This is a genomic window from Desulfovibrio sp. Fe33 (genome assembly GCF_028532725.1).
In the GTDB taxonomy this organism is placed as follows: domain Bacteria; phylum Desulfobacterota; class Desulfovibrionia; order Desulfovibrionales; family Desulfovibrionaceae; genus Pseudodesulfovibrio.
This window is the reverse complement of the sequence record NZ_JAQKGU010000006.1, coordinates 62,350-80,977: the sequence shown is the minus strand read 5'-3', so window position 1 is coordinate 80,977 and position 18,628 is coordinate 62,350. Positions and strand designations below refer to the sequence as shown.

The following is an 18,628-nucleotide window of genomic DNA, read 5'->3' as shown; positions in this document are numbered from 1 at the left end:
GCTCCCGCAAGCGGGAGCCTTTTTCATTGATAATCTTGTCGCGCTACTGGGCGTCGATCCAGGCGTTGGCTTCCTTGACGTCGAGGGTGCCAACGTAAATCGCACGGCCCGAAATGGCCCCTTCGAGCCCCTTCCCTGACAACGGGTAGAGATTCTTGATGTCGTCGAGCGTATGTACGCCCCCGGCGGCGATGACGGGAACGGAGGTCTTGGAGCAGAGCGCGGACAGGGCATCGAAGTTGACGCCGGTCTGCATCCCGTCGCGGGCGATATCCGTATAGACGATGAAGCAGATTCCTTCGGCCTCGAGCCGAGGCAGAACGTCGTCGATGGTCAATCCGGCGTCTTCCACCCAACCCTTGGTCTTGAGCTTGCCGTCCACCGCGTCGAGGGAGACGCCGATGCGGCCGGGCAACGCCTTGCAAAGGTCGGAAAAAAGCTTCGGGTCCTCAAGGGCCATGGTCCCGATAATCAGGCGATGCACGCCCGCTTCGATATATTTTCGGGCCGTGGCGATATCGCGGATGCCGCCCCCGAGCTGGACCGGAATATCTATCTCGGAGCAGATGGCCTTGATGAGTTCGAAATTCTTGGGCACGCCCGAAAAGGCCCCGTCCAGGTCAACCACGTGGAGGTAGCGCGCGCCGAGGTCTTCCCAATAGCGCGCCTGGGCGACGGGGTCGGAGGCGAAGACGGTGACTTCGTCCTCCTTGCCCTGTGCAAGGCGGACACATTCACCATTCTTGATGTCGACAGCGGGAAAAAGAATCATAATCCGAGTTCCATGAGTTTTTCGTCCATGCCGTCCTGGGCCAGTCGGGTGGCGGTCACCCACTTGCCGCCCCGGGCAGCGTACTTCTTGGCGTTGTACAGGTTTTCCAACAGGGATTGCTGGGTCTCCTCGTAACGCGAGCGAATCATCCGTTCCTGGTTGACGTCGATAAGATAAAAATCGATGGCCACCGATGCCGGAACCTCGACGCCCATATCGCTGCCCACCCGTTCATGCCAGGTGGTCAGTTGGGGAACGAGCAGGTAGTCGGCCTGGATGCACTTGCCCACGCCGAGCCAATACTTCCAGGCGGAGACCTTGGGCTTGCCGGAATCCTCGAAGGCGACGACGTCCTCGCACTGCTTGACGGCGTCCGGCGTAATGTAATCGAAGACCTGATGCTTGTGCAGGGTATCGGCCAGGATCACGTTCAGCGTATCGATGGTCCCGGAGGGAGCAGGCTTGCCCTCTTCCTCAAGATAGCCCGCCAAGAGCTCCCAATTGTAGGTGGGATTGGTGAACCCGGCCACGGCCAGCTTGCCCTCGGGACGGGGCACGGCAGCGGTACGCGTCGACTTGCCGCAACCGGCCACGGTCAACAACGCAAGACAGAGCAGCGCCAGGACGGTAAAGACAGCGGAACGTTTCATCAGTCGAGACTCCCTTTGGTGCTGGAGACGCCCTTGCGGCCGATGGTGGTCGCATGAGCCAAAGCGAGCCCCAAGGCCTTGAAAGCCGCTTCCAGCAGATGGTGGCCGTTTTGGCCATACTCAAATTTGACGTGCAGGTTCATGCCTGCCTTGAATGCCAGGGACTTCAGGAATTCACGCCAGACGTCCTTCTCGTCGCCCGCGATGATGGGGGGCAGAAGCGCGTCGTCGTAGACGATATACGGACGGCCGGAAAGATCGACGACCACTTCGGCCAGCGCCTCGTCCATGGGAACCTTGACCGAAGCCACGCGGTTGATGCCCCGCTTGTCACCCAAGGCCTCATTAAGCGCCTGTCCCAGACAGAGGGCGATATCTTCGAGGCTGTGATGGGTGTCGATCTCCAAATCGCCCTTGCAGGTCAATTCCAGATCGAACCCCGCCCAGAAGGCGCACAGGGTCAGCATGTGATCGGCGAAACCGATGCCGGTATCGACCTTGACCAGCCCCTCGCCGTCAAGATTCAGGGTCAGCGTTATGTCCGTTTCCTTGGTGGTCCGAGCCACGGTGGCCTGGCGCATGGCGCACTCCTTTCCTGTAGAACGTAAGCGTCATCCCCATACATAGAGGAAAAGACTAGAAAAAGAAACAGGGCAGGCACCGGCTTTAACGATGCCCGCCCCGGGTTGGGCAATTACGCCGACTCCTTCCCTTCTCCCTCGGCAGCCGCGTCCAGCTCGGCCTGAGCCTTCGCTTCGGCCTCGGCCTGCTTCTGGAGATGACGTTTCTCCTTCTTGCCGAAGAAGAAGGCCACCCAGATGCCGACCTCGTAGAGGACGATCAGCGGCCCGGCCATGAGGCACTGCGTGAAGGGATCGGGCGGTGTCAGGACGGCCGATACGATAAAAGCGCACAGGATGGCGTACTTGCGCTTCTTGCGCAATCCGGTGGAAGACACCAGCCCCATCCTGGCCAGGAAGAAGATGAACAGCGGCAGCTCGAAAACCAAGCCGAAGGCGAATAGCAACTTGAGACAAAAACTCAAATATTCATTGAGCTTAGGCACAAATTGAATGCCTTCGTTGGAGAATCCTGCAAAGAAGTCGAAAGCATAGGGGAAGACCTGGAAGTACCCGAACAGCGCGCCGCCCGTGAAGAACAGCCCCGAGAACAGGGCCATGGGCACCATCCATTTACGCTCGTGGGAATACAGACCGGGCGCGATGAAGCCCCAAATCTGCGCGAACACGTAGGGGCTGACCAGGAACAGACCCGCCACAATGGATATCTTGATATGCGCGAAGAACGCTTCGGCCGGATAGGTGTACTGGAAGTGTCCTTCCGTGGCCACCGCCATGAGCGCCTTTTGCAGGGCGGCCATGAATATCTGCATCTGCTCGGGATGATTGAAGCCGTTGTCCGTCAGCATCTTCTGGAAGACCATGCCGAAATCCCGATAGAACTCGGGAGTGAGCAACGGGTTGGCCGCGGCCTGTTTCTGGAAGACGTCGACCATCGGCTGCATGAGGATGTCGAACATCTGCCCGGCAAAAGAGTAACAGGCGAGCATCCCAACGCCCACGGCGATAAAGGCTCGGGTCAGACGCGCGCGAAGCTCGCCGAGGTGGTCGAGAAGGGACATCTGCGCCCCTTCACCATCCTCAAGCGCCTCGTCCTCGGTATCCTCACCGTCTTCATCAGCCGCTTCTTCAGGCTCATCGTCGGGCTCATCGTCGGGCTCTTCGTCGGGCACGGCCGGAGCCGTGCCGTCGGCCGGGCCGTCCGTGCCGTCGCCACCGCCAGCGCCGTCCGCGTCGGGAACGGCCGCGCCCTCTTCGTCGGAGACTTCAGGCACGTCACCGGTCCCTTCGGAAGGCTCGGCGGAGGAGGATTCTTCCTCGTCCGCGCCTTCTCCGGAGGCTTCCGGCCGGTCGTCCAGAGAGCCGGACGCACCAGCGTCCTGCCCGGAATCGCCTGCGCCCTCCTCGGCGGAACCGACAAGCTCCTCATCCGTCAGAGAGGGGTCCTCGTCGGGTTCCACAGGGGTCTCGACAAGAGACTCCTCTTCAGGGCCTTTGACGTCGTCTTTATCGGAACGCATTCGACTTTAGGCCTTTTTCTCTGCGGACTCGGCGTCGGAAGCGGGAGCCGACTCGGCCTCGGCGGTCGTTTCGGCTTCTACGGGAGCAGCCTCTTCCTTGGCCTTTGCGGCCTTTCTGCGAGCCAACTCGGCGTCAACTTCCTTCTTGCGGGCCTCAGCCTCGGCCTTGGTGACTTCGTCATCCAGGGTCGACTTGACTTCGTTGCCGACGCGCTTGAACTCCGCCACGCCCTTGCCCAGCGACCTAAGCAGCTCGGGCAACTTCTGGGGGCCGATGACGATGAGCGCCACCACGCAGATAATCAATAACTCTGGTCCGCCTATTCCAAACATATGCTCACCTGAATATTCGGTTTAGTCTCTCGGATTATTCCCACTCAATGGTGCTCGGCGGCTTGGAGGAGATGTCCAGCACCACCCGGTTCACGCCCTTGACCTCACGGATGATCCGGTTGGACATGCGGGCCAGCAGCTCCGAGGGAAGCCGGGACCAATCCGCGGTCATGGCGTCGAGGGAATCGACGATGCGCAGCGCGATGACGTTTTCGTAGGTGCGGTCATCGCCCATGACGCCCACGGTCTTGAGCGGCAGGAGCACGGCGAAACCTTGCCAGACCTTGCGGTACCAGTCGGAGGCCAGCATCTCGTTCTGGACGATCTTGTCGGCCAGACGGAGGATTTGCAGCCGCTCCTCGTTGACTTCGCCGATGATGCGGATGGACAGACCCGGACCGGGGAAAGGCTGACGCCAGATGATATGTTCGGGCAGCCCCAGCTCGTAGGCGGCGCGGCGCACTTCGTCCTTGAACAGCTCGCGCAGCGGCTCCACCAGCTTGAGGTTCATCTTCTCGGGAAGGCCGCCCACGTTGTGGTGGGACTTGATGACCGCCGAGGGGCCCTTGAAGGATTCGGACTCGATGACATCCGGGTACAAGGTGCCCTGTCCCAGGAATTCAACGCCTTCGATGGCCTTGGCCTCGCGGTCGAAGACCTCGATAAACTTGTAGCCGATGAGCTTGCGCTTCTTTTCCGGGTCTTCCACGCCCTTGAGGTCGGCGAGGAATTCGTCGGAGGCGTCGACCATCTTGACGTTGAGGTCGAAATGCTCTGCCAGGAAGCCGATGACTTCCTCTCGTTCGCCCATGCGCAGCAGCCCGTTGTCCACGAAAATGCAGTGCAGATTCTTGCCGATGGCCCTGTGCAGCATGACGGCGGCCACGGTGGAATCGATGCCGCCGGACAGGCCGAGCACGACCTTGGCGTCGCCGACCTGCTCCTTGAGGGCCTCGATGGTCGTGTCGACGAAGGACGCCATGGACCAGGTGGCCTTGAGACCGGCGACCTTGAACAGGAAGTTCTGAATGATCAGAGCGCCGTCCGTGGTATGGGCCACTTCGGGGTGGAACTGAAGGGCGTAATATTTCCGCGCGGGATCGCCCATGGCGGCGAACTCGATGGAATCGGTCTTGCCCATGGGCAGGAAGCCCTCGGGCAGGGCCTCGACCCGGTCACCGTGGGACATCCAGACGGTCAGATCGTCCTTCTCGTCGACACCGTCGAACAGGACGCAATCGTTCTGGGCGGTAAACTGGGCGCGGCCGTACTCGCGGTCGGTGGACGCAACCACCTTGCCGCCGAGCTTGTGGGCCAAAAGCTGCATTCCATAGCAGATGCCCAGCACGGGAATGCCCATCTGGAGATATTCCATGTTCAGATCGGGGCAGCCGCCTTCCAGAACACTGGACGGGCCGCCGGACAGGATCAACGCCGAGGGCTTGAAGGCCTTGACCCGCTCGGGGTCCACGTTGCAGGGGTGAATCTCGGAATACACCCCGGCTTCGCGCACTCGGCGCGCGATCAGCTGAGTGAACTGACTGCCAAAATCAAGGATAAGTACTCTATTGTCGTGCATGAGTTTCTCTCTAATTCACAATGGGAAAAATGAAAAGGCGAATTAACGCTCCACCGCCGGGGGGCGGCGGTTAGCCGTCGCCCCGGTAGTTCGGAGATTCCTTGGTGATGGTCACGTCGTGGACGTGGGACTCGCGCAGACCGGCCGAGGATATCTGGACCAACTGCGCCTTCTCGAACAGTTCGTCGATATTGGCCGATCCGGTGTAACCCATGCCGGAACGCAGGCCGCCGATGAACTGGTACAGGGACTCGCCCACCTTGCCGCGATAGGGAACCCGCCCGACGATGCCCTCGGGCACGAGCTTCTTGGACTTCTCCTGGAAGTAACGGTCGGAGCTGCCCTTCTTCATGGCGTCGATGGAGCCCATGCCACGGTACTGCTTGTAGGTGCGGCCCTGGTACAGAATGGTTTCGCCCGGGGACTCCTCGGTGCCGGCCAGGACGGAACCCATCATGCAGGAGTTGGCGCCCACGGCCAACGCCTTGACCACGTCGCCGGAATACTTGATGCCGCCGTCGGCGATGATGCACTTTCCGGCCTCGCGGGCGGCCCTGCTGGCCTCCATGACCGCGGTGATCTGCGGCACGCCCACACCGGCGACGATGCGGGTGGTGCAGATGGAGCCGGGGCCGATGCCCACCTTGACGGTGTCGACGCCCGCCTCGATGAGGGCTTTGGCTCCCTCGTAGGTGGCGACGTTGCCGCCCACAAGCTGCAGCTCGGGGAAGGCGGCGCGGAGCTCGCGTGCGGACTTGAGGATATTCTCGGAGTGGCCGTGAGCCGAATCGAGGACCAGGAAGTCGGCGCCCGCGTGCAGCAGGGCCTCGGAGCGGGTCAGGCATTCCTTGCCGACGCCGATGGCCGCGCCGACGAGCAGCCGCCCGCGGCCGTCCTTGACAGCGTCGGGGTACTTGTTGTGCTTGTCGATGTCCTTGATGGTGATGAGACCTTTCAGGCGATTCTCCTCGTCCACGACAAGCAGCTTCTCGATGCGGTGCTGGTGCAGCTTGCGCTTGGCCTCTTCCTTGTCGATGCCTTCGGGCACGGTGACCAGGTTGCGGGACGTCATCAGTTCGGAAACCAGCGGCTTGTCGTCCTGGACGAAACGGATGTCGCGGTTGGTGATGATACCCACGAGGTGGTCGCCCTTGACGACAGGCAGGCCGGAAATGCGGTACTCGGTCATGATGGCCTTGACCTTGCCCAGATCGTCGTCGGGATGGACGGTGATGGGGTCGGAGATCATGCCGGACTCGGACTTCTTGACCCGGTCGATTTCGCGGGCCTGTTCGCGCACGGACATGTTCTTGTGGATGACACCCGCGCCGCCGTGACGGGCCATGGAGATGGCCATGCGGGACTCGGTGACGGTATCCATTGCCGCGGAGATCAGCGGAATGTTCAGTTTGATCTCTGGCGTGAGGTAGGAGGTAACGTCCACCGCGTTGGGCAGGACATTGGAATATCCCGGCAACAACAGGACATCGTCAAAGGTTAATGCTTTATCTAGTATTTTGCTCATGTCATTCCTCCAGAGCGTTTTAATGACTGTATATGACAAGGCCGAGCGTATCGCCCGGCCCCGGTGTGATCCATTATAGACCCAGGTAAGCCCGTTTCACCTGCTCGTTCGCGAGGAGCTTGTCGCAGGTGTCCGAGAGCACTACTCTCCCGTTTTCCATTACATACCCCCGATGGCCTATTTTCAGAGCCAGGTTTGCGTTCTGCTCCACCAGGAAGATGGTCGTATTGTTCTCGCTGTTGACCTTCTTGATGATCTCGAAGATCTGCTTGACCACCAACGGGGCCAACCCCATGGACGGTTCGTCCAGGAGCAGCAGCGCGGGACGTGCCATAAGAGCGCGGCCGATGGCAAGCATCTGCTGCTCGCCCCCGGACAGGGTGCCGCCCTGCTGCCTGCGCCGCCGGGCCAGGATCGGGAAAAGATCGAAGCAGTATTCGATGTCCCGTTTGATCTCGGCCTTGTTGTTGCGCATGAACGCGCCCATGTCGAGATTTTCCTGGACGGTCAGCTCGGGAAAAATCAGGCGGCCTTCCGGCACCTGGCATATGCCCTGGCTGACGATGGCGTTGGGCGCGAGCCTGGTGATGTCGTCGTCCTGATACAGGACCTGTCCGCTACGGGCCTGAACCACGCCGCAAATGGTCATCAGGGTGGTGGACTTGCCCGCGCCGTTGGCCCCGATCAGGGTGATTATCTCGCCCCTGTCGACGTGAAGATCGACGTCGTACAAGGCCTGAATGTTGCCGTAAAAACTGTTGACCTTTTTGAGTTCCAGCATCCTAGTCATCGTGTTCCTCCCCGAGGTAGGCCTTGATGACCTCCGGATTCGCCGCGATCTCCCGGGGCGTGCCGTCCGCGATCATCCGCCCGTAATCCAGGACGTAAATGCGGTCGGACATGGACATGACCATCTTCATGTCGTGCTCGATGAGCATGATGGAGATGTTGAACTGCTCGCGTATGCCGACGATGAGTTCTTCCAGGTCCCGGGTCTCCTGCGGGTTCATGCCCGCGGCGGGCTCGTCGAGAAGCAGGAGGAACGGGTCAGTGGCCAGCGCCCGGGCGATTTCCAGACGACGCTGCTTGCCGTAGGGCATATTCATGGCCAGCTCGTTGACGAACTCGGCCAGGCCGACCAGTTCCAGCAATTCGTAAGCCTTCTGGATGACGGCCTGCTCCTCGCGGCGTGTCGCCCGGTTGCGCGAAATGGCACCCCATATGGAGGACTTGGTCCGGCAATGGGTGCCGATCATGACGTTTTCGAGCGCGGTCATGGACGGGAACAGACGGATGTTCTGAAAGGTCCGGGCCATGCCCAGCTCAGTCACGATATTGGGTTTTTTGCCGTTGATCCGGCGGGAATGGCCGTCCGCGACGGGATCGATGATGACGTCTCCGGACGTGGGCGTGTAAATGCCGGTGATGCAGTTGAAGAAGGTGGTCTTCCCTGCGCCGTTGGGGCCGATGAGGGCCACGATTTCCCTGTCGTTGACCACGAGATCGACATCGTCCAGGGCGCGGATGCCCCCGAAGTCCTTGCTCACGGCGCTGACGTTCAAAACTGGATTAGTCATTGGCGGCCCCCGTCGCGGCAACCTTGTATTCGTAGACCTTGCGCTTGGCGCTTATCAGGCCCTGGGGCCTGAAGACCATCACCAGGACCATGATGGCCCCGAACAGAAGCATCCTGAACTGCGCGAACTCGCGCAGGTATTCGGGCACCAGGATGAGGATGATGGCTCCGGCTATGACGCCGCGTATGGAACCCATGCCGCCGATGACCACGATGGACAGGATGATGGCCGATTCCCAGAAGGTGAAGGAAGCCGGGTTGATGAAGGTCGTCTTGGCCGCGAAGACCACGCCAGCCATACCGGCCCAGGTCGCGCCCAGGGCGAAGGCCATGAGCTTGGTCTTCATCTTGTCGATGCCCATGGCCTGACAGGCTATCTCGTCCTCGCGCAGGGCCAGCCATGCGCGACCGATGCGGGAGTTCTGAAGCCGGTTGACGCAGAAAATGGTCAAGACCAGCACGCCGAACATGATGTAATACATGTATTGGGTGGAGCCGACGACGCCGAGCTTGATGCCGAACAGGCCGGGCCTGGCGATCGAGGAAATGCCGGACGGGCCCATGGTGACATCGCCCCAGTTCTCAAGCACGAGACGGATGATTTCACCGAAGCCCAGGGTGACGATGGCCAGGTAGTCGCCCCGCAGCCGCAGGACCGGAAAACCGAGGAGAATGCCGAGAACCGCGCCGAGAACCGCGCCTATGGGCAGCATGTACCAGAAGCCGATGTCCCAATGCATGTTGCACAGCGCGTAGGCGTATGCGCCCACGGCGTAGAAGGCGACATAGCCCAGATCGAGCAGACCGGCCAGGCCGACCACGATGTTCAGCCCGAGGCCGAGCACGATATAGACCAGGCAGGAAATCATGATGTTGGTCTGATACAGGTCGAAGACCTGGGGATAGGCGATAGCGGCCAGGGCCAGCAGTCCGAGGGCGGCATACTTCATGACCGGATGGGACTGCAACTTGGTCAGCAGGGATTCCACCCTGCTCTCGTTTCGGGAGTCGTCCTTCTTGAGTTCCTTGCGCGCCAGCAGCCAGCGCCAGACGAAGGAACCGAAAAACACGGCCAGGGCCACGTAGCCGATTCTGTGCCAGTTCCAGACCACGGTCTTCTCGATGGTATTCACCCGGATGACCATGATCGGAAAGGTAAGGAAGACGAACCACAGCGCCGCCAGAAAGGACTTCCGGACCGCATGGGCGAAATTGTCGCACCCGGCGGTCATGAAGAACCTGATGAAGCTCTGGTTCATGGTGTTGCTTTCGTTGCTCACGATATATTCCTTGCGCGGTGGGCGGCCACGGGGGCCGCGATGATCTCTGTTAGACCTTCTGGGTCTTTTCCCTGCCCATGATGCCCGACGGCCTGAAAATCAGGATGAGGACGAGCAGCAGGAAGGCGAACACGTCCTCGTAATCCGAGGAAACGTATCCGGTGGCGAACGCCTCGGTCAGACCGAGGACCAGACCTCCGAGCATGGCCCCGGGAAGGGAACCGATGCCGCCGAGCACCGCGGCGGTGAACGCCTTGATGCCCGCGATGAAGCCTATGTAGTAGTTGATCTGGCCGATGTGCGAAGCGATCAGCACGCCGCCCACGGCCGCGAGGCTGGAGCCGATGATGAACGTGGCCGAAATGACCATGTCGACGTTGACGCCCACCAGCATGGCCATCTTGCGGTTCTGGGCGGTGGCCCGCATGGCCTTGCCCAGCTTGGTGAATTTGATGAACAGCGTCAGGCCGACGCAGGAAGCGACGGTCGCCAGGATGATGACCAGTTCGGCCGAGCTCAAAATGCTGCCCATGTTGTCAATGAAGGCGAAATGCGGAATCAGCTCGGGGAAAGGCAAAAAGTCCGAGGTCTGGGCGAGCATGACATAGTTCTGCAGGAAAATGGACATTCCGATGGCGGAAATGAGCGGAGACAGCCGGGGAGCGTTCCGCAGCGGCTTGTAGGCCATTTTTTCTATGGTGAATCCGTATGCGGCCGCCCAGATGATCGCGCAAACGATGGCGATGACCAGGATGGCGGGACCGGGGAACCCGAGCATGGTCAGCAAGCCGGCCACGATGAGCCCCGTGAAGGCGCCGATCATGTAGATTTCGCCGTGGGCAAAGTTGATCAGCTCGATGATGCCGTAGACCATGGTGTAGCCGAGGGCGATCAGAGCATAGATGCTGCCCCGGGTGAGGCCACCCATGAACAGCTCAAGGAAATATTCCATTGTCGTGATTCCTGTTCATTAAATAAATCCAGGGGACGGGCTTTGGCCCGTCCCCTGGTCTAATCCTTTCGGAAGCTTACAATTACTTAACTTCCATGTACTTGCCGTCTTTCACCTGGTAGACGGCGAAGCCGACGCCCTCGGCGTCACCCTTGGCATCGAACTTGATCTTGCCGACCGGGGTGTCGACGTAGGAGCTGTGCAGGGCGTCGATCAGCTTGTTGTAATCGGTGCCGCCCGCGACCTTGACCGCGTTCAGCAGAGCAAGGGCGGCGGAATACGCTTCGGGGAAGAACGGACCGGGATCGCTCCCGAACTCAGCCCTGTGAGCCTCGACCGCCTCGGTGTAGAGGGGATTGCTGGAGAAATCCATGGGACCGGTGGCGTAGACGCCTTCGGCGTACTTGCCGGCGACCTTGATGAAGGTATCGTCCTTCACGCCGTCATCGGACATGAACGGGATGTTCATATCCTTCTTGCGCATACCGGTAACGATCTTGGAAGCTTCGGGGTGGTAGCCGCCGAAGATGACGCCTTCCGCGCCGGAGCTCTTGATCTTCTGGACCACGGCGGAATAGTCGACCGCGCCGGGGGTCACGCCCTCGAAGAGGACCACTTCGATCTCGGGATCGGCATCGATGAACTGCTGGCAGAAGGAGGCGAAGCCCTTGCCGTAGTCGCCCTTGTCGTGAATGATGGCGATTTTCTTCAGGCCGAGGCTCTTGGCGAAAGCGACTTCCAAAGCGGCCTGGGCATCATCCGGCGCGATGGTCCGGAAGAAATTCGGGTACTCGCCGGACTGGGTCAGAGGCGGGTTGGTGGCGGAGGGGGACATGACCACGATCTTGCCGTCCACGTAGATGGGCAGCGCGGCCTTGGTGGCGCCGGAGCAGATGTGGCCGAGCACAATCTTCACGCCGTCGGAGAGCAGCTTGGTGGCGACGTTGGTGGCCAGTTCGGGCTTGCACTGGTCGTCCTGGGGAACCACTTCGACCATGGCGCCGTTCACGCCGCCGGCGGCGTTGATTTTCTTGGCAACAAGTTTGGCTGCGTTGGCGCTGGGCAGACCGTAGGAAGCCAGGTCGCCGGAATGGGCGCCGGCCACGCCGAGGACAATCTTGGTGGGAGCGGCGACTTCGCCGGTCTCGACATCGGCCTTGGCATCTTTCTTCTCATCCTTCTTCGCTTCGCCGCCGCAAGCAGCCAGCATGGCAGCCAGGACGAAACACAGGGCAATCAGACTCAGTTTGACTCTCATGCTTCCTCTCCTCAAGATGTATAAGGGTTCGTTACCATTCAATGTATAAAACTACAGACGCCCGCCGAAAACGCCGTCTTCGGCGGATAAAGCCACGGAATGTGATATTGTAGTTATTTTCAGGCTCTTGTCAATCTTATCCGCCCGGGGGGAGATGCCATCAACACCCCATAATCATTGCCCAATCTATTTAGCAAGCTCCTCGCGGGCCAGCTTCAGCATTTCCGCATCCCCTTTTTCCAGAGCAAGGACCTTTTCGAAATAGGCCCGGGACTCGTCGGGTTTGTTGAGAAAATGCTTGTAAATCACTCCCTGATTGAACAGCGCCAGGGTGTCTTCGGGGTCGATCTTGAGAATCTCTTCATAGGCGGCGCTCGCCTTGTCGTATTCCTGTTTGTTGAAATAGGCGATGCCCACGGCCTTGAGCACATTGGCGTCTTCCGGCTTGATCTGCCGGGCCTTTTCCAGGGGCTCCAGGGCGCGGTCCCAGGCGCGCATCATCAAAAACGAATTGCCCAACCCGACAAGGGCGTCCACGTCCTCGGGGTTCTTGTCCACCCTGTCCATGAACTCCTTGACGCGGGACATGGCCCCGCTCATGGCTCCGCCCATGGGACCGGGACCGGCCTCCCCGTGATCGTCGGGCGCGACGTTGCGCGAAGCCTGCGACTTCACGAACAGGTTGGGGTGATTCAGGCGATAGACGAAACTGGTGGCGAACATGGCCGCCAGAGACAGGAACACAGCCAGGATGACGGCTTTCCTGCCAAACGGGACGCGGTTATCCGTCATGGTCGCCTCCCAGGAGTTCCAGTTGACGGATGCGCTTTTCCAGATCGGCCGAGCGCGAGGCCAGAAAGACCAGATATCCGGCCACGCCGAGCCAGATGGCCACGTTGGCGATGAAAATGTAGGTGGTTGCAGACATGCTGTATCCTCAGGCTGGTTGCGTGTTGGTTATTCCTCGTCCCAAACGAGCATGGCTTCGAGCCGCGCCTGCTGGCCGAGCTGACGGATGCGGGCCATGAGCATGGCCCCCCAGAGCAGGCCGAAGGCGAATAGCCCGGCGAAGACCGTGTGCCACATGCGCGCCTCCATGCCCGATCCCTGACGCGCCAACCCGTCGGGGTGCGCACTGCCCCAGAGCTTGGCCGCGAAAAAGACCAGCGGGACGTCCAGGAAAGCCACGATGCCGAGCACGGCGCAGACGAGCGCCTTGCGGTCGCGGCCCATGGGCGTGTTCCGCAGGACCAGATAGCCCGCGTAGACATACCACATGATAAGGGCGGTGGTCAGCTTCGGGTCCCACAGCCACCAATGGCCCCACTCGGCCCTGGCCCACGTGGACCCGGAAATCAAGGTCAGGGTGGCGAGCAGCACGCCGAGCTCGGCGGCCCCGCCGGCCACCCGGTCATACGCCGCCTTGCGGGTGAACAGGTAGAGAATGGAAGACGCGAATACCACGAAAAAGGAGACCAGCGCCCACCAGGAACATGGCAGGTGCATGTAGAAAATTTTCTGCACAGGCCCGGATTGGGCGATGGGCGCGTAGAACCAGATCATCGTCTGATGGACGGCCAGGGCGATGCCCGCCAGGGCCGCCAAAATGGAAACTTTCATAACTACTCTTCCCCACTGTAGACGAACGGGAACAGAAACAACCCGGCCCCGCCGAACAGGCAGTCAAAGGCGAATATCAGGTCGAGCCACTTGTCGTACCCCATGGTGTGCTCAGGCGAGAAACACAGGCCGAACAGGGTTATCCCGGCCAGAAGCACGGGCAGCAGAAGCGGGAACACGATGACCGAGAGCAGGGACTCCCGGGCCGCCTGCCCCTGGGACAACGCCCCGAGCAGCGCCCCTATGATGACCAGCCCGAGATCGGCGCCGAGCAGCGTGACCGCCAGCAGCCACCACGGCCCGTGGACCGACTGGCCGAGAAAGGCCGCCGTGGCCGGAAGAAACACGAGCTGGGAAACGAACAGAAGGCCGAAACCGGCCAATCCCTTGCCCAACCAGACGGAGTGCACCGGCGCTGGCGAGGCCAGAATGCCGATGCGCGCCCCGTTGGCCTCCTCGATGGCGAACAGGTCGTTGAAGACCAGGACCAGTCCGAAAGCCGAGGCCAGCCAGAAAATCGCGCCCGCTGCCTGAGGCGAAATGGCTCCGTCGAGCGGCTTGGAGAGGGAAAACAGAAAGATAAGCAACAGGCCGAGCAGGACCGCCTGGACCAACCCCTGCCCTCCGGACAGGGAAAGCCGAAGGTCCTTCTTCGCGATGAGAACCGTACGCCTCAACATGCGCCCTCCGGAGTGAAGCCCGAAGCCGGGCCGAAATATTCCACCTTGCGCCCGCCGAGGGCGAGGACGTCGTCGGCCAGGGCCGCGTCCTCGGTCACATGGTGGCTGATCCAGACCACGGACACGCCCCGGTCGCGCAGGGAGGTTATCTCCTGGCGCAGTCTTCGCAGGGAGGCCGGGTCGAGGCCGGTGCCCGGTTCATCGAGAAAGATGAGCTTGGGGTCGGCCTGATAGATGCGCGCCAGATTGAGCCGCTGAGCCATGCCGCGCGAGAACGATCCGGCCTTTTCCTCTGCCGCCCGTTCAAGCCCGACCCTCGCCAGCAGGGCCATGAGTTCGTCGCGGGAAGGCGTCAGGCCGTACATGGCTCCCCAAAACCGCAGGTTCTCCAGCGCGGTCAGGCCGGGATAGATGAAGGTGGCGTGACCGAGATAGGCCACATCCTCGGGTTCGAGATTGAGCGTCACCTCGCCCGCCGACGGCTTGCTCAACCCGGCCATGATGCGCATGAGCGTGGATTTGCCCGCCCCGTTGGGACCGGCCACCAGGAGAATCCTGCCGGGCAGGACCTCGAAGGAGACCTCCTTGAAGACGAGCTTGTTTCCGTAGAACTTTGCCGCCCGCTTCACTGCGAGCAGCGACTTGCCCGAATCGCTCATCTAGCTGACCTCGCCGGGTCGGGGAATACGCCGGAGCAGAAGGAAACCAAGCAGACACATGAGGGTGCCGCCGATCCAGATCCAGTTGACCAGCGGGTTGACGCTGATCTTGAAGCTGGCCTTGTCGTCCTCGGTGAGGCCGAGCAGCGTGGCGTACAGCTCATCGCCGAAACTCGGAATGATGGACGCCTCGGCGAACTGCTGGTTGGTGAAGTTCTTGTAGATGCGCTTGTCGGGCTTGAGCACGCCGATCTCCCGGCCGTCCTTGGACACGGCGAGTGTCGCCGTGGCCCGGGCCAGGATATCGCCCACGTTGCGGTCCTCGTGCAGACCGGAATAGGTCACGGTGAAATCGCCTATTTCCACGGACTCGCCCTGCGCCAGAACAACCTCGCGCTCGGTCTTGTACGGCCCGGAGAAGGCCACGCCGAGCGCAAGAAGCACCAGGCCGAGGTGGACGCCGTAAGCGCCCCAGGCGTGGCGCGAGGCGCGCATGGTCGGATACAGGATGAAGAGCAGGACGATGCCGACGACGGCGGCCACAGAGGCGGCGGCGGTCAGGGCCGCCAGCACGTTGGTCATGCCCGAGAAGTAGAACCCGGCAAAGGCGGCGACAAGCACCGCGCCCACCGCGCCAAGCCCCTTCATGTTGCGGACGCCGCCCTTCCAGCCCAGCCAGGGGCAGAAGCAGAAGATGAGCACCAGCAGCCCCATGAACGGCAGGCAGACGCGGTTGTAGAAATGGGCGTCGAGCCCCATGGGCGACGAGGTCCACAACCTGCTGATGACAGGCCACATGGTTCCCAGGGCGACAACCATGCCAAGCGCGAGCAGGAACCAGGCCGCAATGACCAGCATCCCCTGACGGCTGACAAAGTCGGACAGGGAGCGGTGGGTCAGACGCTCGGACAGGAAGACGACCATCAGGGTAAGGACCAGGAAGAAGATCATGGACCAGAACAGGGGCTGGGCCACGCCTGACTCGCCGAAGGTGTGCAGCGAGTCGATGACTCCGGACCGGGTCAGATAGGTGGAAAAGATGCACAGGATGAAGGTCAGGGACATCAGGAAGACGTTTGTCCGCTGCAAGGCGTTGCGCCTGGACTCGATGATGGCCGTATGCAGCACGGCGGTTCCAGCGAACCAGGGGATCAGGGAGGCGTTTTCGACCGGGTCCCAGGCCCAGTAGCCGCCCCATCCGAGTTCCATGTAGGACCACCAGCCGCCCAGGATGATGCCCGCAGTCAGGAAGACCCAGGAAAGGATGTTCCAATTGCGGACCACCTTGATCCACGATTTTTTCTCGCTGGCTATGGACGAGGCCAACGCCGCGCAGGCGGGAATGGTGTAGAGGGCGAAGCCCATGAACAGAAGCGGCGGATGGAAGATCATACCGGGGTTGCGCAGGAGCGGGTTGAGGCCGCGCCCGTCGCCGGGAGCCGGAATGATCTCGATGAACGGATTGGACCAGCCGGTGAGCAGGAGCAGGAAGAAGCCCTGCACGGTCAGGAAGAACATCCAGAAATAGAGCTTGGTTTCGGAGCTGAACGACTTGTAGCCGGGCGTCGCCACGAAAATCATGCCGGATATGGCGATAATCAGCTCCCAGCTCAGAAGCGATCCTTCACGCCCGCCCCACAAAGCCGTCAGGGTGTAGACGAAGGACAGCGCATTATCCACGTTGTTGTAGACGTAGCGGAAGGAGTAGTCCCTGGAGGTCAGGGCCACCAGCAGGATAAGCGTGGAAAAGATGACGCCGCAGGCGGCGATGAACTGGCCCCGCTCGATGACGTTCAGGGCTCCCTCTTTTCTGGACCAAGCGGCGAAACCGGAAAACCCGGCGAGAAAGAGAAAGGCGAGCAGGGAAAAGAGTAAACCGACGTATCCGGTCAGATGCATAGAGGCTCCTTACGACAAGTTCGACAAGCGAGCCGAGGGAAGGACACCCCTCCGGCCCTCGGCTTCCTTCGGAGAGTTCAACGGGAATAGAGAGGAATAAACCGGGACGCAATCATGTGAAAAAGATTTCACTAACCAGCCTGCCCCTTCTGCATCTCCATCTCTTTGCTCTGTTCTTCATACTTTGAAGGGCACTTGGTCACAAGGGTCCTGGCCACGAAGACACGGCCGTCCGGGGAGAACTTCCCCTCCACGATGACCTCGACATCCGCCTTGAAGGTGTCCGGCAAGGCGCCCTTGTACTGCACCCGCAACGCCTTGTCTCCCTGCATCTTGTCCACCAGATCGAAATCGGCTCCGAGCTTGCCGTCGGCGATGGACAGCCCGGCGGGCGACACCTTGCCGAACAGGCGTGCGTTGCCGATCTCGGCCCGATCCTGCGCCAGGGCCTCGGTCACGTTGAGAAAATACACCGAATCCTGGGTCAGGCCCGAGAAGATGAGATAGGAAAGGCCGCCCAGGAACAGCGCCAGGGCGACGGCGTACACGATCTTGTTGGAACTCTTGGCCATATGTTTCCTTGCGCGGAGCGCGGCTGATGCTATTTCTTATCCGCCGAACCGTTGCGGGCGCGGGTCAATTCGTCGCGCTGCGTGCGGGCAAGTTCCCGCATATCCACCACCTGGTCGGTCTCGTCAACAATTTCGCTGCCGAGGATCTCTTCGAGGACATCTTCCAGCGTGACCACCCCGGCCACCCCGCCGTATTCGTCCAGGACCACGGCCAGATGCATCCGGCTGCCCAGAAACTGCACCAGGAGCTTGTCCAGGGTGACGGTCTCCAGAACGAACCGCACCGGACGCATGATGTCGGCCAGCTTGAGCTCGTCCTTGTCGTCGGCGAGGGCTTCGAGCACCACCCGCCGATAGACCACGCCCACAATGTCCTCCGGGTCCTCGTCAAAGACCGGGATGCGGCTGTGGGGCCAGTTCGGATGTTCCTCCCGGGCCTGGGCCACGGTCATGTCCGACGACAGGGAAAAAACCACGGTCCTCGGGGTCATGATCTGCCGGACCGTCTTGCAGTCCAGGGAGAGGATGTTCCGAATGGACGTCTCCTCATACGGCTTTATCACCCCGGAACGCCGCGTCAGGCTGACGATGGCCCTGATGTCGTCCTCGGTGTGGTCCGGCTTGGACTCCCGATGCTTCACGGCCTTGGACAACAGCCCCATGACCGCGATGATCGGCTTGAACACCCAGACCATCCCCTTGAGGGGACGAGCCAAAATGGGAGCGATCACATCCGAATAGAGCACACCGATGGTCTTCGGCATGATCTCCGTGAAGATGAGAATAATTACTGTAAAGCAAAGTGTAAAGAGCCAAAGCGTGTCGTCGCCGTACAATTTGGCCCAGGCCCACCCGGCCACGGCGGCTCCCGCGGTGTGCGCGCAGGTGTTCAGCGTCAGGATGGCCGTGATGGGCTCATCGATTTTCGAACGGAGACTATGAAGCAAAAGCGCGGACTTGCGGCCGCTGTCCTTGAGCTTCTGAATGTCGGCCCAACTCATGGAGTAAAGAGCCGCTTCGGCCACGGAACAAAACGCAGACACGAAGACGGCCACGCCGACGGCGAGAATTAGTTCAACCATGGATCTTGTCACTTCCTGGAAAAGAGAGGATCGAACACTGTACCTTACCGATGGATGTACCAGATGCCACGGACCTGCGCAACACGCAAC

Annotated in this window: 20 protein-coding genes; all 20 read right to left on the bottom strand. The window is 60.9% G+C overall.

Features of this window, described 5'->3' with window-relative positions; genetic code table 11:
- Positions 1-43 precede the first annotated feature (43 nt).
- Entirely contained in the window at positions 44-772 is a 729-nt protein-coding gene (gene hisA, locus PSN43_RS09665; protein ID WP_272700512.1) for a 1-(5-phosphoribosyl)-5-[(5-phosphoribosylamino)methylideneamino]imidazole-4-carboxamide isomerase, read from the bottom strand.
- Entirely contained in the window at positions 769-1,422 is a 654-nt protein-coding gene (locus PSN43_RS09660) for a hypothetical protein (protein WP_272700511.1), read from the bottom strand. Before PSN43_RS09660 ends, hisA begins: the two co-directional genes overlap by 4 nt.
- Entirely contained in the window at positions 1,422-2,003 is a 582-nt protein-coding gene (gene hisB / locus PSN43_RS09655; protein WP_272700510.1) for an imidazoleglycerol-phosphate dehydratase HisB, read from the bottom strand. The genes PSN43_RS09660 and hisB overlap by 1 nt, the downstream gene beginning before the upstream one ends.
- Positions 2,004-2,116: 113 nt before the next feature.
- Positions 2,117-3,523, bottom strand: a complete 1,407-nt coding sequence (tatC, locus tag PSN43_RS09650; RefSeq protein ID WP_272700509.1) for a twin-arginine translocase subunit TatC — start codon at positions 3,521-3,523, stop codon at positions 2,117-2,119.
- 6 nt (positions 3,524-3,529) lie between these two features.
- A complete protein-coding gene (gene tatB, locus PSN43_RS09645; RefSeq protein ID WP_272700508.1) occupies positions 3,530-3,856 on the bottom strand; it encodes a Sec-independent protein translocase protein TatB in 327 nt (108 codons plus the stop codon).
- Positions 3,857-3,890: 34 nt separating this feature from the next.
- Positions 3,891-5,435, bottom strand: coding sequence for a glutamine-hydrolyzing GMP synthase (gene guaA, locus PSN43_RS09640; RefSeq protein WP_272700507.1), 1,545 nt, complete (start codon positions 5,433-5,435; stop codon positions 3,891-3,893).
- Between the two features lie 70 nt (positions 5,436-5,505).
- On the bottom strand, positions 5,506-6,960 hold the full coding sequence (gene guaB, locus PSN43_RS09635; RefSeq protein WP_272700506.1) for an IMP dehydrogenase: 1,455 nt from the start codon (positions 6,958-6,960) through the stop codon (positions 5,506-5,508).
- Positions 6,961-7,033: 73 nt separating this feature from the next.
- Positions 7,034-7,741: an ABC transporter ATP-binding protein gene (locus PSN43_RS09630; RefSeq protein WP_272700611.1), complete on the bottom strand. Its 708-nt coding sequence runs from the start codon at positions 7,739-7,741 to the stop codon at positions 7,034-7,036.
- A 1-nt stretch (position 7,742) separates the two neighbouring features.
- Positions 7,743-8,537 (bottom strand): ABC transporter ATP-binding protein, encoded by a 795-nt coding sequence (locus PSN43_RS09625; protein WP_272700505.1) that lies wholly within the window; start codon positions 8,535-8,537, stop codon positions 7,743-7,745.
- Entirely contained in the window at positions 8,530-9,768 is a 1,239-nt protein-coding gene (locus PSN43_RS09620) for an ABC transporter permease subunit (protein WP_272700610.1), read from the bottom strand. Before PSN43_RS09620 ends, PSN43_RS09625 begins: the two co-directional genes overlap by 8 nt.
- Before the next feature lie 97 nt (positions 9,769-9,865).
- The gene (locus PSN43_RS09615) at positions 9,866-10,768 is read right to left on the bottom strand and encodes a branched-chain amino acid ABC transporter permease (protein ID WP_272700504.1); all 903 of its coding nucleotides are present in this window, start codon (positions 10,766-10,768) and stop codon (positions 9,866-9,868) included.
- An 82-nt stretch (positions 10,769-10,850) separates the two neighbouring features.
- On the bottom strand, positions 10,851-12,026 hold the full coding sequence (locus tag PSN43_RS09610; protein ID WP_272700503.1) for a branched-chain amino acid ABC transporter substrate-binding protein: 1,176 nt from the start codon (positions 12,024-12,026) through the stop codon (positions 10,851-10,853).
- Between the two features lie 186 nt (positions 12,027-12,212).
- Positions 12,213-12,818: a tetratricopeptide repeat protein gene (locus tag PSN43_RS09605; RefSeq protein WP_272700502.1), complete on the bottom strand. Its 606-nt coding sequence runs from the start codon at positions 12,816-12,818 to the stop codon at positions 12,213-12,215.
- Complete coding sequence (locus PSN43_RS09600; RefSeq protein ID WP_272700501.1) at positions 12,808-12,954, bottom strand: CcmD family protein; 147 nt, start codon at positions 12,952-12,954, stop codon at positions 12,808-12,810. Before PSN43_RS09600 ends, PSN43_RS09605 begins: the two co-directional genes overlap by 11 nt.
- Positions 12,955-12,983: 29 nt before the next feature.
- A complete protein-coding gene (locus PSN43_RS09595; protein ID WP_272700500.1) occupies positions 12,984-13,646 on the bottom strand; it encodes a cytochrome c biogenesis protein in 663 nt (220 codons plus the stop codon).
- A 2-nt stretch (positions 13,647-13,648) separates the two neighbouring features.
- Positions 13,649-14,326, bottom strand: a complete 678-nt coding sequence (locus PSN43_RS09590) for a heme exporter protein CcmB (protein WP_272700499.1) — start codon at positions 14,324-14,326, stop codon at positions 13,649-13,651.
- Positions 14,320-14,985 (bottom strand): heme ABC exporter ATP-binding protein CcmA, encoded by a 666-nt coding sequence (ccmA, locus tag PSN43_RS09585; protein ID WP_272700498.1) that lies wholly within the window; start codon positions 14,983-14,985, stop codon positions 14,320-14,322. The genes PSN43_RS09590 and ccmA overlap by 7 nt, the downstream gene beginning before the upstream one ends.
- Positions 14,986-16,884, bottom strand: coding sequence for a heme lyase CcmF/NrfE family subunit (locus tag PSN43_RS09580; RefSeq protein WP_272700497.1), 1,899 nt, complete (start codon positions 16,882-16,884; stop codon positions 14,986-14,988).
- Positions 16,885-17,015: 131 nt separating this feature from the next.
- Complete coding sequence (locus tag PSN43_RS09575) at positions 17,016-17,456, bottom strand: cytochrome c maturation protein CcmE (RefSeq protein ID WP_272700496.1); 441 nt, start codon at positions 17,454-17,456, stop codon at positions 17,016-17,018.
- A 29-nt stretch (positions 17,457-17,485) separates the two neighbouring features.
- Positions 17,486-18,538 carry a hemolysin family protein gene (locus PSN43_RS09570; protein ID WP_272700495.1) on the bottom strand — a complete coding sequence of 351 codons (1,053 nt, stop codon included), beginning with the start codon at positions 18,536-18,538 and terminating at the stop codon, positions 17,486-17,488.
- Between the last annotated feature and the right edge of the window lie 90 nt (positions 18,539-18,628).